Annotated in this window: 15 protein-coding genes; all 15 read left to right on the forward strand. The window is 63.4% G+C overall.

All coding sequences use genetic code 11. The annotated features are described in order from the left end of the window. The first annotated feature begins 177 nt into the window (after positions 1–177). The 15 genes from urtA (at position 178) to AC629_RS00215 (ending at position 12,420) form a co-directional block, all read left to right on the forward strand. Complete coding sequence (gene urtA / locus AC629_RS00145; protein ID WP_084802776.1) at positions 178–1,500, forward strand: urea ABC transporter substrate-binding protein; 1,323 nt, start codon at positions 178–180, stop codon at positions 1,498–1,500. Between the two features lie 83 nt (positions 1,501–1,583). Then, a complete protein-coding gene (gene urtB, locus AC629_RS00150) occupies positions 1,584–3,191 on the forward strand; it encodes an urea ABC transporter permease subunit UrtB (protein ID WP_084802777.1) in 1,608 nt (535 codons plus the stop codon). After that, the gene (gene urtC, locus AC629_RS00155) at positions 3,188–4,366 is read left to right on the forward strand and encodes an urea ABC transporter permease subunit UrtC (RefSeq protein WP_084802778.1); all 1,179 of its coding nucleotides are present in this window, start codon (positions 3,188–3,190) and stop codon (positions 4,364–4,366) included. The genes urtB and urtC overlap by 4 nt, the downstream gene beginning before the upstream one ends. Beyond that, positions 4,363–5,124, forward strand: a complete 762-nt coding sequence (urtD, locus tag AC629_RS00160; protein WP_080134998.1) for an urea ABC transporter ATP-binding protein UrtD — start codon at positions 4,363–4,365, stop codon at positions 5,122–5,124. Before urtC ends, urtD begins: the two co-directional genes overlap by 4 nt. A 3-nt stretch (positions 5,125–5,127) precedes the next feature. Next, positions 5,128–5,823, forward strand: coding sequence for an urea ABC transporter ATP-binding subunit UrtE (gene urtE, locus AC629_RS00165; RefSeq protein WP_084802779.1), 696 nt, complete (start codon positions 5,128–5,130; stop codon positions 5,821–5,823). 41 nt (positions 5,824–5,864) lie between these two features. Continuing rightward, positions 5,865–6,695: an urease accessory protein UreD gene (locus AC629_RS00170; RefSeq protein ID WP_084802780.1), complete on the forward strand. Its 831-nt coding sequence runs from the start codon at positions 5,865–5,867 to the stop codon at positions 6,693–6,695. Between the two features lie 40 nt (positions 6,696–6,735). Beyond that, on the forward strand, positions 6,736–7,038 hold the full coding sequence (locus AC629_RS00175) for an urease subunit gamma (RefSeq protein ID WP_084802781.1): 303 nt from the start codon (positions 6,736–6,738) through the stop codon (positions 7,036–7,038). Positions 7,039–7,047: 9 nt separating this feature from the next. Beyond that, a complete protein-coding gene (locus AC629_RS00180; RefSeq protein ID WP_026202067.1) occupies positions 7,048–7,353 on the forward strand; it encodes an urease subunit beta in 306 nt (101 codons plus the stop codon). Between the two features lie 68 nt (positions 7,354–7,421). After that, the gene (locus AC629_RS00185; RefSeq protein WP_245331643.1) at positions 7,422–7,886 is read left to right on the forward strand and encodes an endonuclease domain-containing protein; all 465 of its coding nucleotides are present in this window, start codon (positions 7,422–7,424) and stop codon (positions 7,884–7,886) included. A gap of 110 nt (positions 7,887–7,996) precedes the next feature. After that, a complete protein-coding gene (locus AC629_RS00190; RefSeq protein WP_084802782.1) occupies positions 7,997–8,536 on the forward strand; it encodes an HD domain-containing protein in 540 nt (179 codons plus the stop codon). A 37-nt stretch (positions 8,537–8,573) separates the two neighbouring features. After that, on the forward strand, positions 8,574–10,289 hold the full coding sequence (gene ureC, locus AC629_RS00195; protein WP_084802783.1) for an urease subunit alpha: 1,716 nt from the start codon (positions 8,574–8,576) through the stop codon (positions 10,287–10,289). Positions 10,290–10,443: 154 nt separating this feature from the next. Further along, the gene (locus AC629_RS00200) at positions 10,444–10,743 is read left to right on the forward strand and encodes a putative quinol monooxygenase (RefSeq protein WP_084802784.1); all 300 of its coding nucleotides are present in this window, start codon (positions 10,444–10,446) and stop codon (positions 10,741–10,743) included. Between the two features lie 20 nt (positions 10,744–10,763). Beyond that, a complete protein-coding gene (locus AC629_RS00205) occupies positions 10,764–11,063 on the forward strand; it encodes a putative quinol monooxygenase (RefSeq protein ID WP_074120227.1) in 300 nt (99 codons plus the stop codon). A 12-nt stretch (positions 11,064–11,075) separates the two neighbouring features. Continuing rightward, the gene (locus tag AC629_RS00210) at positions 11,076–11,711 is read left to right on the forward strand and encodes an urease accessory protein UreE (RefSeq protein WP_084802809.1); all 636 of its coding nucleotides are present in this window, start codon (positions 11,076–11,078) and stop codon (positions 11,709–11,711) included. Then, the gene (locus AC629_RS00215) at positions 11,692–12,420 is read left to right on the forward strand and encodes an urease accessory protein UreF (protein WP_084802785.1); all 729 of its coding nucleotides are present in this window, start codon (positions 11,692–11,694) and stop codon (positions 12,418–12,420) included. Before AC629_RS00210 ends, AC629_RS00215 begins: the two co-directional genes overlap by 20 nt. Positions 12,421–12,445 lie beyond the last annotated feature (25 nt).

Genomic DNA, 12,445 nt, shown 5'->3' on the forward strand with positions numbered 1-12,445 from the left:
AGTTTTGAGCAGTCGGACTGCGGTCGAATTTAGATTGCGGCAAAATTGTCTATTCTGACCAATAGGTTGGCAGGTGCTCAGCCTATGGCATGGTTCTTGCGATTCCATTAATCGCAGGCGGCCGTGGGGGCCGTTTCGCAGCGTTTTTCACGTCTGCGTCAGGGAGACGATACACTCATGCCTACCAAATCCACTCGCGATATAGCGGCGTCATTTACCCGCCGCGGCGTGCTCGCCGCGACCGCCGGACTGATGCTCGGTCTGGCTTCCATTTCCGGTGCGAAGGCCGCGGACGACACCATCAAGGTCGGCGTCCTTCATTCTCTCTCGGGCACCATGGCCATCAGCGAAACCACGCTGAAGGACACTATCCTCTTCCTGATCGACGAGCAGAACAAGAAGGGCGGCGTGCTCGGCAAGAAGCTCGAGGCCGTCGTCGTCGACCCTGCTTCGAACTGGCCGCTGTTCGCCGAAAAGGCGCGCGAGCTGATCACCAAGGACAAGGTCGCGGTCGTGTTCGGCTGCTGGACCTCGGTGTCGCGCAAGTCGGTGCTCCCGGTGTTCAAGGAGCTGAACAACATCCTGTTCTACCCCGTGCAGTACGAGGGTGAGGAGAGCGAGCGCAACGTGTTCTACACGGGTGCGGCACCGAACCAGCAGGCGATCCCGGCCGTCGACTACCTGATGAAGGAAGAGAAGGTGAAGCGCTGGGTGCTCGCGGGCACCGACTACGTGTATCCGCGCACCACCAACAAGATCCTGGAAGCCTATCTGAAGTCGAAGGGGGTCGCCCAGGAAGACATCATGATCAACTACACGCCGTTCGGTCATTCCGACTGGCAGACGATCGTGGCCGACATCAAGAAGTTCGGCTCGGCCGGCAAGAAGACCGCGGTGGTCTCGACCATCAACGGCGACGCCAACGTTCCCTTCTACAAGGAGCTCGGCAACCAGGGCATCAAGGCGAAGGACATCCCGGTGGTCGCGTTCTCGGTGGGTGAGGAAGAGCTCGCCGGCATCGACACCAAACCGCTGATTGGCCATCTCGCCGCCTGGAACTACTTCGAGTCGATCAAGACTCCCGCGAACGAGAAGTTCATCAAGGAGTGGCAGGCCTACACCAAGAATCCGAAGCGCGTGACCAACGACCCGATGGAAGCGCACGTGATCGGCTTCAACATGTGGGTGAAGGCTGTCGAGAAGGTGAAGTCAACCGATCCGGACAAGGTGATCGACGCGCTTCCCGGCATCGAGGCGCCGAACCTGACCGGCGGCGTGTCGAAGATGCTGCCGAACCATCACATTACCAAGCCGGTGTTCATCGGCGAGATCAAGGGTAACGGCCAGTTCGACGTGGTCTGGAAGACCCCGGGCCTGGTCGCCGGCGATGCCTGGTCGAAGGAGCTCGACGGCTCCAAGGACCTGATCGGCGACTGGGTCGGCAAGAAGTGCGGCAACTTCAACACCAAGACCAACAAGTGCCTCGGTTCGGGCTCCTGATCCGGATCTGACGGTTCATTGCACGACGGGGGAAGGCGACTATTCCGCCGCCTTCTCCACCACTTCTGCCGGGATGATTCACAGTGCCAACCAATTTGTCTGCCCGCTTCTGTACCTTTGTCCTCTCGTTGTTTCTGATCGCGTTCGCGCTGCCCGCCTTCGCCGGTCCGTTCGAGGATGCGGTCGCCAAATTTGCCAATGACGACTTTTCCGACACCGAAGAGGCGATCGGCGTGGTCGCGAGCAGCGGCAACAAGTTGGCCTTTCCGATCATCAGCGCGCTCCAGGACGGCCGCCTCATGGCCGATCCGGACAGCAAGAAGGTTTACGTCACCGGCGCCGACGGCAAGTCGATCGATGCCGCGACCGGCCAGCCCGTGGCCAGCGTTCCTGACAGTGCGAGTGCGGTTCGTCTCAACAACCGCCTGCGCCGCAGCGTTGACGCCGCGCTCGGCAGCCTGACGCTCCAGTCGCCGGATCTCGGAACGCGGCTGCAGGCTGCGCAATCCGTCTTCAAGTCGCATGAAGAGACCGCGCTCGAGGCCGTCGACGGCGCGCTCGCCAAGGAAACCAACAAATCAGTCAAGGCGGCGCTGGGCGAAGCTCGCGCGGCGATCCTGTTGTTCAAGCCTGATACCACCGAGGTCGAGAAGCTCGAGGCGGTCGCCACCCTCAAGGCGCGAGGTGACCAGGAGGCGCTGGCGCTGCTCATCGGCATGGGCGACCAGCCTGAGTCGGTGACCAAGGCTGCCGCGAGCGCGATTGGCTCGATCCAGAATTCGCTCGCGGTGTGGTCCACCGTGCAGAATGCCTGGTACGGCCTCTCGCTCGGCTCGGTGCTGCTGCTCGCCGCGATCGGGCTCGCCATCACCTTCGGCGTGATGGGCGTCATCAACATGGCGCATGGCGAGATGGTGATGATCGGCGCCTACACCACCTTCGTGGTGCAAGAGGTTATCCGCACCCGCTTTCCCGGCCTGTTCGACTATTCGCTGTTCATCGCCGTGCCGCTCGCCTTCCTCGTCGCCGGAGCGATCGGCGTGCTGATCGAGCGCAGCATCATTCGCTTCCTCTATGGCCGGCCGCTCGAGACCCTGCTCGCGACCTGGGGCCTGTCGCTGGTGCTCCAGCAGGCCGTGCGCACCATGTTCGGTCCGACCAACCGCGAGGTGGGCAACCCCTCCTGGATGAGCGGCGCCTTCGAACTCGGCCAGATCACCATCACCTATAACCGGCTGTGGATCCTCTGCTTCACGCTGGCCGTGTTCGCGATCCTGCTTGCGATGCTGCGCTACACCGCGCTCGGTCTCGAGATGCGTGCGGTGACACAGAACCGTCGCATGGCGGCCTCGATGGGCATCGCCACCTCGCGCGTTGACGCGCTCACCTTCGGTCTCGGCTCGGGTATCGCTGGCATCGCCGGCGTGGCGCTGTCGCAGATCGATAATGTCAGCCCCAATCTCGGTCAGAGCTATATCATCGACAGCTTCATGGTCGTGGTGTTCGGCGGCGTCGGCAATCTCTGGGGCACGCTGGTCGGCGCCTTCACGCTCGGCATTGCCAACAAGTTCCTGGAACCGATCGCCGGCGCCGTGCTCGGCAAGATCGCCATCCTGGTTCTCATCATCCTGTTCATTCAAAAACGGCCGCGCGGCCTGTTCGCGCTCAAGGGCCGTGCGGTGGAAGCATGACCCCCCACATGCTGACCCGATCGCTGGACCGTGGCGCCACGATCTTCCTCGCGGTCGTCGCCGCCTGCGGCATCCTCATCCCGCTCTCGAACCTGCTGCTGCCCGCGGGGTCGTTCCTGCAGGTGCCGACCTATCTCGTCGCGCTGTGGGGCAAGTATGTCTGCTACGCGATCCTGGCGCTCGCGATCGACCTGATCTGGGGCTATTGCGGCATCCTCTCGCTCGGCCACGGTGCGTTCTTCGCGCTCGGCGGCTACGCCATGGGTATGTACCTGATGCGGCAGATCGGCGCCCGCGGCGTCTACGGCAACCCGATCCTGCCGGATTTCATGGTGTTCCTGAACTGGCAGAAGCTGCCCTGGTACTGGTACGGCTTCGACATGTTCTGGTTCGCGGCGCTGATGGTGCTGTTCGTGCCCGGCCTGCTCGCCTTCTGCTTCGGCTGGCTCGCCTTCCGCTCCCGCGTCACCGGCGTGTATCTGTCGATCATCACGCAGGCGATGACCTATGCGCTGCTGCTCGCCTTCTTCCGCAATGATTTCGGCTTCGGCGGCAACAACGGCCTGACCGACTTCAAGGACATCCTGGGCTTCAACGTCCAGGCTGAAGGCACCCGCGCTGCGCTGTTCGCGCTGAGCTGCCTGGCGCTGATCGTCGGCTTCCTGATCTGCCGTTTCATCGTCTCGTCAAAGCTCGGCAAGGTCTTGATCGCGGTGCGCGACGCGGAATCGCGCACGCGCTTCCTCGGTTACCGTGTCGAGTCCTACAAGCTGTTCGTGTTCACGGTCTCGGCCTGCATGGCGGGCGTTGCCGGCGCGCTCTACGTGCCGCAGGTCGGCATCATCAATCCGAGCGAATTCGCGCCGGGCAATTCGATCGAAGCAGTGATCTGGGTCGCGGTCGGTGGCCGCGGCACGCTGGTCGGCGCGGCGCTCGGTGCCGTCGTCGTCAACTACGCCAAGACCTTCTTCACCTCGGGCGTGCTCGCGCCCTACTGGCTGTTCATGCTGGGTGCACTGTTCATCCTGGTGACGCTGCTGCTGCCGAAGGGCATCGTCGGCACCTTCAATTCCTGGTGGGAGACGTCGAACGAAAAACGCCCGGCCGAGACCACCGCGAGCGCCGCGGCTGAAGACGGCATCACCGAGCCGAAGCTGGCGGAGAAGCGCTCGTGAACGTCATGGACACCCGCGCGACTTCCGCGATGCTCTATCTCGACGGCGTGCACGTCTCCTTTGACGGCTTCCACGCCATCAACAATCTGTCGCTGACGCTCGAGCCCGGCGAGATGCGCGCAATCATCGGCCCAAACGGCGCCGGCAAGACCACGATGATGGATATCATCACCGGCAAGACCAAGCCGGACGAAGGTACGGTGCTGTTCGACGGCGTCACCGACTTGACGCGCCTGGATGAGACCCGCATCGCCGAGCTCGGCATCGGCCGCAAATTCCAGAAGCCAACGGTGTTCGAGAGCCAGACCGTGCAGGACAATCTCCTGCTGGCGCTCAATGTCGATCACTCGGTGCGCGGCACGCTGTTCTGGCGCGGCAGCAGGGCGGAATCGGAGCGCATCGACAAGGTGCTGGAAACGATCCGTCTCACAGAGGCCCGCAATCGGCTGGCCGGCAGCCTCAGCCACGGTCAGAAGCAGTGGCTCGAGATCGGCATGCTGCTCGCACAGGATCCGAAGCTCCTGCTGGTCGACGAGCCTGTCGCCGGCATGACCGACGTCGAGACGCACCTCACCGCCGAGCTGCTCAAGGAGATCAACAAGACCCACACCGTGATGGTCGTCGAGCACGACATGACGTTCGTGCGCGAGCTCGGCGTCAAGGTCACCTGCCTGCACGAAGGCACGGTACTGGCGGAAGGCACAATCGACCAGGTCTCGTCGAACGAGCGGGTCATCGAAGTCTATCTGGGACGCTGAGCGATGCTTGAGGTCAAGGATATCAACCTGTTCTACGGTGCGGCGCAGGCGCTGCGCGGTGTATCGATCTCGGCCGAGCCCGGCAAGGTGACTTGCGTGCTCGGGCGCAACGGCGTCGGCAAGACTTCGCTCCTGCGCGCCATGGTCGGCCAATATCCGATCTCCTCGGGCGCAATCGTGCTCGACGGCAGCGATATCACAGGCCTGAAGCCCTATGAGCGGGCGCGCAAGGGCATCGGCTTCGTGCCGCAGGGCCGTGAGATCTTTCCACTGCTGACGGTGGAGGAAAACCTGAAGACCGGCTTCGGCCCGCTCAAGCGCGAGGACAAGCACATTCCGGACGATGTGTTCTCGCTGTTCCCGGTGCTGCAATCCATGCTCGGTCGGCGCGGCGGCGATCTTTCGGGCGGCCAGCAGCAGCAACTCGCGATCGGGCGCGCGCTGGTGATGCGGCCGAAGCTGCTGCTCCTCGACGAGCCCACCGAGGGTATCCAGCCCTCCATCATCAAGGACATCGGCCGCGCCATCTCGTATTTGCGCAACCTCGGCAATATCGCCATCGTGCTGGTCGAACAATATCTCGACTTTGCCTGCGAACTCGGCGACAGTTTCGCCGTGATGGATCGCGGTGCGGTGAAATTCTCCTGCGACCGCTCCAATCTCGACGCGAGCGAAATCAGCCGCCAGATGGCGCTGTAAGGCAAACTACGAAATCTTGCCGCGACCGGCTGGGGAGGCGGATGCGCAGCGAACCGTCAGTCACTTCCACCGTATTCGAGGCCAACCGCGCCCGCGGCGCGGTGCGGTTCGACGTGCATGCGTGCGACGGCGTGACCCGGCGCGGCGTCTTGCATGAATCCGGCTCGCTGCGCGTGCGCTTTCCCTCACCGGAAGATCAAGGCCTGTCCGGCGTGTTCGTCAACACCGCCGGTGGGGTCGCCGGCGGCGATCGCTTCGACATCGAGATCGCGGCGGCTGATGCCGCGCGCCTGACGCTGACGACAGCGGCGGCCGAGAAGGTCTACCGCACGCCTGGACCGGCGGCGCAGCTCAACATCGCACTGAGGGTCGGTGCCGGCGCGCATCTGTCCTGGCTCCCGCAGGAGACCATCCTGTTCGACCGGGCGCGCGTGCAACGCCGCTTCGACATCGCGCTCGATGAAGCCGCTTCGCTCCTGCTCTGCGAGATCGTCGTCTTCGGCCGCATCGCCATGGGCGAGCGGATGGAGCAGGGCGAGTTCGTCGACCGCTGGCGTCTCTCCCGCGGCGGCAAGCTGGTGTTCGCAGAAACCGTCAGGCTCGACGGCAACATCGGCGCAAAACTTGCGCGATCGGCGGTCGCGAAGGGCGGCGCGGCGATCGGCACGGCGCTGATCGTTCCCGGCGACGAAGCACTGGTCGAGCGCCTCCGTGAGGCGTCGGAATCATTCTCCGGCGAGGTCGGGATATCCGCCTGGAATGGCTTTGCAATGGCGCGGTTCTGTGCCCAAGATGCGGCCCGCTTGCGCGCCGACATGATGGCCGTGCTGGCGCGCACCGGCGCGGCTTTGCCGCGGCTCTGGCTGAATTGATAACTTGCTGAATTGATGCGTTGAACGGAAGAGATTTCGCATGAACCTGTCTCCCCGCGAAAAGGACAAGCTTCTGATCTCGATGGCGGCCATCGTGGCCCGTCGTCGGCTCGACCGCGGCGTCAAACTCAATCATCCGGAGGCGGTCGCGATCATCTCCGACTTCATCCTCGAAGGCGCGCGCGACGGCCGGACTGTCGCCGAGCTGATGCAATCCGGCGCGCAGGTGCTCTCCCGAGAGCAGGTGATGCCGGGCATCCCCGAGATGATTCACGACATCCAGGTCGAGGCGACGTTCCCGGACGGGACGAAGCTCGTCACCGTGCATGAGCCGATCAGGTAGGAGCGCGACATGATCCCCGGCGAACTCTTCATCCAGGACGGCGAGATCGAGCTCAATGCCGGCCGCAAGACCGTGACGCTGACGGTCGCCAACACCGGCGACCGACCGATCCAGGTCGGCTCGCACTACCATTTCTTCGAGACCAACCCCGCGCTGAAGTTCGACCGCAAGAAAGCCCGCGGCATGCGCCTCGATATCGCTGCCGGCACTGCCGTTCGCTTCGAGCCCGGCCAGACCCGCGACGTCCAGCTCGTCGCCATGGCCGGCAAGAAGACCATCTACGGTTTCCGCGGCGACGTGATGGGGAAGCTGTGATTCGATGTGAGGCGAGCACGCCGGTCGGGCTCCCTCCCCCCTTGCGGGGGAGGGCAGGGGAGAGGGGTATGCCGCACGACGAGGTCAGCGAGATTCAGCGCCATCGCGCCAAACGATTGAGGCGCGAGATGACTCGTGCGGAGAGGTTGCTGTGGCGTTACCTGAAGGCCGATCGGCTCGCGGGCCTGGCCTTTCGCCGTCAGACCCCCATGGGCCACTACATCGCGGATTTCGTCGCGCATTCCAGCAAGCTTATCGTTGAACTCGATGGCGAGAGCCACGATTTCGAAGAGCGTATCCGCCATGATGAACGGCGCGACCAATGGTTCGCATCCCGCGGTTATCGCGTGCTGCGTTTCACCAATGACGACGTGACAAAAAAATCTCGAGGGCGTTGTTCTTTCAATTATCGAGGCAGCGGAGCTCGCGGCACCCCTCTCCCTAACCCTCCCCCGCAAGGGGGGAGGGAACCCTTCCAGCGACGCGTCCCTAACTCACGGCGATATTTCCCCTTCTGCTTCTCAACAGACTGAGGAGAAGCCGTGACTCGTCTTGATGTGAGCAGGCTCGTTGGATTCCCTCCCCCCTTGTGGGGAAGAGTCGGAGAAAGTGGTGCGTCCAACGATGCCGAGGAGGCATAGCGATGCTCTCCGCCGTCCGCCTCATCTCCGAAGCTGCCGATCTCGCCGCGCGGCGCCACAACGGCATGGCGCGCAAGGGCCGGGGCAGTGAGCCCTACATCAATCATCTCGCCGAGGTCGCGAGCCTGCTCGCGACCGCCACCGGCGGTGCGGATGCCGAGCTCGTCGCAGCTGGCTGGCTGCACGATACGATCGAAGACACCGACACCACGCACGAGGAGCTCGCGCAGAAATTTTCCCAACGCGTCGCCTCCCTCGTCGTCGAGTGCACCGACGATATGAGCCTGCCGAAGGCCGAGCGGCGGCGCCGGCAGGTGCTCGATGCGCCGAGAAAATCAGCCGCGGCCAAGCTGATCAAGATCGCCGACAAGATCAGCAACATCAGCGCGCGCATTCATTCCGATCCGACCACTGAAGAGCGCGACGATCTCGCCGACTACGTGGGCTGGGCCGAGCAGGTGGTCGCGGTTTGCCGCGGCGGCAATCCATGGCTCGATCAGGCATTCGACGACGCGGTGCAACGAGCGAGGGCGTCGCTGTGAGCGCCAATCAGAAATTCAAACTCAAACGGGGCTTGTGATGTCCGTCAAGATGAAGCGTTCTGTCTATGCCGACATGTTCGGGCCGACGACCGGGGACAAGGTCAGGCTCGCCGACACCGATCTCATCATCGAGGTCGAGAAGGACTTCACCACCTACGGCGAAGAGGTGAAGTTCGGTGGCGGCAAGGTGATCCGCGACGGCATGGGTCAGTCGCAGGTCACCAACAAGCAGGGCGCGGCCGACACCGTCGTCACCAATGCGCTCATCGTAGATCACTGGGGCATCGTGAAGGCCGACGTCGCGATCAAGGACGGCATGATTTCGGCGATCGGCAAGGCGGGCAATCCCGACATCCAGCCCGGCGTCACCATTGTCATCGGTCCTGGCACCGACGTGATCGCGGGTGAGGGCAAGATCCTCACTGCCGGCGGCTTCGACAGCCACATCCATTTCATCTGCCCGCAACAGATCGAACACGCGCTGATGTCTGGCGTCACCTCGATGCTGGGCGGCGGCACCGGACCGTCGCACGGCACGTTCGCGACCACCTGTACGCCCGGCCCCTGGCACATCGCGCGGATGATCCAGTCATTCGACGCATTCCCCGTCAATCTCGGCATCTCCGGTAAGGGCAATGCCTCGCGCCCCGCAGCACTGGTCGAGATGATCAAGGCCGGCGCCTGTGCGCTGAAGCTGCACGAGGACTGGGGCACAACGCCGGCGGCGATCGACAACTGCCTGTCGGTTGCCGACGATCACGACATCCAGGTGATGATTCACACCGACACGCTGAACGAATCCGGCTTCGTCGAGGACACGATCAAGGCGTTCAAGGGCCGCACCATCCACGCCTTCCACACCGAGGGCGCCGGCGGCGGCCACGCCCCCGACATCATCAAGGTCGCCGGCTTGAAGAACGTGCTGCCGTCCTCGACCAACCCGACGCGCCCCTTCACGCGCAACACCATCGACGAGCATCTCGACATGCTGATGGTGTGCCACCACCTCGATCCATCGATTGCGGAAGACCTGGCGTTCGCGGAAAGCCGCATCCGCAAGGAGACCATCGCCGCCGAGGACATTCTGCACGATCTCGGCGCGCTCTCGATGATGTCCTCGGACTCCCAGGCCATGGGCCGGCTCGGCGAGGTCATCATCCGGACATGGCAGACCGCCGACAAGATGAAGAAGCAGCGCGGATCCTTGCCGCAGGACAAGGGCAAGGACAACGACAATTTCCGCGTGAAGCGTTACATCGCAAAGTACACGATCAATCCCGCGATTGCCCATGGAGTGTCGAAGCTGATCGGCTCGGTGGAGAAGGGCAAGCTCGCCGACCTCGTGCTGTGGTCGCCGGCCTTCTTCGGCGTCAAGCCGGACTGTATCGTCAAGGGCGGCACGATCGTCGCCGCTCCCATGGGGGATCCCAACGCCTCGATCCCGACGCCGCAGCCGGTACACTATCGGCCGATGTTCGGCGCCTTCGGCAAGGCGCGCACGGCATCCTCCGTCGTCTTCACCTCGAAGGCCGCGGTCACCGGCGGGCTGGCGCGCAAGCTCGGCATCGACAAGAAGCTCTATGCCGTCCAGAACACCCGCGGCAAGATCTCGAAGAAGAGCATGATCCACAACGACGCCACGCCCGATATCGAGGTCGATCCGGAGACCTATGAGGTGCGGGCCGATGGCGAGCTGCTCACCTGTGCCCCCGCCGAGGTGCTACCGATGGCGCAGCGATATTTCATGTACTGAAATAGCGTCTCGACGCATGTCCCAAAAGCATGTCGCAAGAGCATGTCCCGAGCGCATATCCGGAGGGCGGCTTTTCCGGTTTTGCGTTCGATCCCGCCTGGTCTAATGTCCCGTCCGGTATCTCAACCTAGAAGAAAAGCCGGGAGGATTTCTCGTGATCTACGTCGTTGCCACCCTGACCATCAAGCCTGAAACTCGCGCCGAGTTCATTGCAGCCGCCACCGCCTGCATCAAGGAGACGCGGAAAGAGCCCGGCAATATCGCCTATGACCTGCATGAGAGCGTCACCGATCCCGCCAAGATGGTGTTCGTCGAGCAGTGGGAAAATGCCGAGGCGCTGGTGCCGCACCGGACCATGGAACACATGAAGACGTTCGGCCGCGTCGCGGTGAAGTGCTTCACGGCGCCGCCGAAGATCGAAGTGATTACGCCCGAGAAGGTCGACGTCCGCTAAGCAAGAAGAGGGAACCTCCCATGATCTATGTTATCGCCACCACGCCCATGAAGCCGGAAAACAAGGACGACTTCATCAGGGGGCACAAGGCCTGCACCGTCGAGACGCTCAAGGAGAAGGGCTGTCTCTCCTATGACGGTCATGTCAGTGTCAACAATCCGAATCTCTATGTGGTGGTCGAGCGCTGGGAGACTCGCGAGGACCTCAACGCACATGCGAGGGCGCCGCACATGAAAGTGTGGCGGGAGTACTCCGCGCAGATGAAGACAGCGCCGACGGTGATCGAGATCATCAGCGACGGCAAGGTCGAGAAGATCTGAGGAATGACGCACATGATCCGGGCTACGCAGGTTAGGGGACAACACCGCTTCACGGAAGCGCCGGCGGACACGGTCGTGCTCGATTTCGACGATCGGCACCGTCGTCGCATGGCCATGACGGGGACGCGGGGTCTCGAATTCCTGCTCGACCTGGAAAACGCCGTTGCGCTCCGCGGCGGCGATGCACTGGTGCTGGAGGACGGCCGGCTGGTCGAGGTGGTTGCGGCGCCCGAGCCGCTGCTCGAGATCCGCGGCCGCGATCCGCACCACCTCATCCGTGTCGGCTGGCACCTCGGCAATCGTCATCTGCCGACACAGATCATGGCCAAGAGCCTGCGTATTCGCCGCGACCACGTCATCGAGGCCATGGTGAAGGGCCTTGGTGCGCGCGTGATCGAGATCGAGGCGCCGTTCGATCCTGAGGGCGGCGCCTATGCCGATGCGGGCCACGCGCACGGGCACGATGACCATACCCATCACGATCACGGGCATCATGGCCACGATCACCATGATCATCACGGCCATGAGCACCACCATCATGACCATGCCGCGCATGATCATGGGCACGATCACCACCATCATCACGACGAGCATTGCGACCATCCCGACCATCACCACGGCCACAAGCATGCTCATGACCACAAATGAGCGGGGCGGCGCCGGTGACCTCGCCGGACGCGAGGCGGCGGCGCTGTACCGGCTGATGACGTGGCTGTCGCCGGCGTTTCCGGTCGGCGGCTTCTCTTATTCCAGTGGCATGGAGTGGGCGGTCGAGGCGGGCGACATCACCGACATCGCGACGCTCGCCGATTGGCTCGACGCGATGCTCGGCGACGGCTCGGGCCTTTGCGATGCGACGTTCCTGGTTCACGCCTTTCGCGCTGCCGAGGCCTGCGAGGAGGCCACCTTAAACGATATCGCTGAACTCGCCGCGGCCTTCGTGCCGTCGCGCGAGCGGCAGCTCGAGACGACATCGCAGGGGCGTGCCTTCATCGATATCGCGCGTGCCGCGTGGGATGCCGACGGGCTGGATGCCATGGTCGCGGCGTGCAGCACGCCACTGGTCTATCCTGTGGCGGTCGGTGTGGTCGCCGCGATGCACGGCGTGCCGCTGGCGCCGACGCTGCACGCGTTCCTGCATGCGCTGGTCTCGAACTGGATTTCTGCGGCCAGCCGGCTCATTCCGCTCGGCCAGACCGACAGTCAACGCGCGCTGGTGAGGTTGGAAGCAGCTGTCGCCGCGACTGCAAATCGTGCGCTGTATGTGACATTGGACGATCTTGGCAGCGCTACGTTTCGCGCCGACCTCGCCAGCCTGCGGCACGAAGCGCAATATACGCGGCTGTTTCGCTCGTGAGTAGTGCGGAATTTAACCAGTCGTC

It is taken from the genome of Bradyrhizobium sp. NAS80.1, assembly GCF_001908205.1.
Classification (GTDB): domain Bacteria; phylum Pseudomonadota; class Alphaproteobacteria; order Rhizobiales; family Xanthobacteraceae; genus Bradyrhizobium.

What these genes read in the sequence shown, in the direction of transcription:
- urtC (WP_084802778.1), top strand. Translation starts at nt 3,188, where the DNA reads ATGACCCCCCACATGCTGACCCGATCGCTGGACCGTGGCGCCACGATC.
- urtA (WP_084802776.1), top strand. Translation starts at nt 178, where the DNA reads ATGCCTACCAAATCCACTCGCGATATAGCGGCGTCATTTACCCGCCGC.
- urtE (WP_084802779.1), top strand. Translation starts at nt 5,128, where the DNA reads ATGCTTGAGGTCAAGGATATCAACCTGTTCTACGGTGCGGCGCAGGCG.
- AC629_RS00175 (WP_084802781.1), top strand. Translation starts at nt 6,736, where the DNA reads ATGAACCTGTCTCCCCGCGAAAAGGACAAGCTTCTGATCTCGATGGCG.
- AC629_RS00185 (WP_245331643.1), top strand. Translation starts at nt 7,422, where the DNA reads ATGCCGCACGACGAGGTCAGCGAGATTCAGCGCCATCGCGCCAAACGA.
- AC629_RS00205 (WP_074120227.1), top strand. Translation starts at nt 10,764, where the DNA reads ATGATCTATGTTATCGCCACCACGCCCATGAAGCCGGAAAACAAGGAC.
- AC629_RS00215 (WP_084802785.1), top strand. Translation starts at nt 11,692, where the DNA reads ATGCTCATGACCACAAATGAGCGGGGCGGCGCCGGTGACCTCGCCGGA.
- AC629_RS00180 (WP_026202067.1), top strand. Translation starts at nt 7,048, where the DNA reads ATGATCCCCGGCGAACTCTTCATCCAGGACGGCGAGATCGAGCTCAAT.
- AC629_RS00210 (WP_084802809.1), top strand. Translation starts at nt 11,076, where the DNA reads ATGATCCGGGCTACGCAGGTTAGGGGACAACACCGCTTCACGGAAGCG.
- AC629_RS00170 (WP_084802780.1), top strand. Translation starts at nt 5,865, where the DNA reads ATGCGCAGCGAACCGTCAGTCACTTCCACCGTATTCGAGGCCAACCGC.
- ureC (WP_084802783.1), top strand. Translation starts at nt 8,574, where the DNA reads ATGTCCGTCAAGATGAAGCGTTCTGTCTATGCCGACATGTTCGGGCCG.
- AC629_RS00190 (WP_084802782.1), top strand. Translation starts at nt 7,997, where the DNA reads ATGCTCTCCGCCGTCCGCCTCATCTCCGAAGCTGCCGATCTCGCCGCG.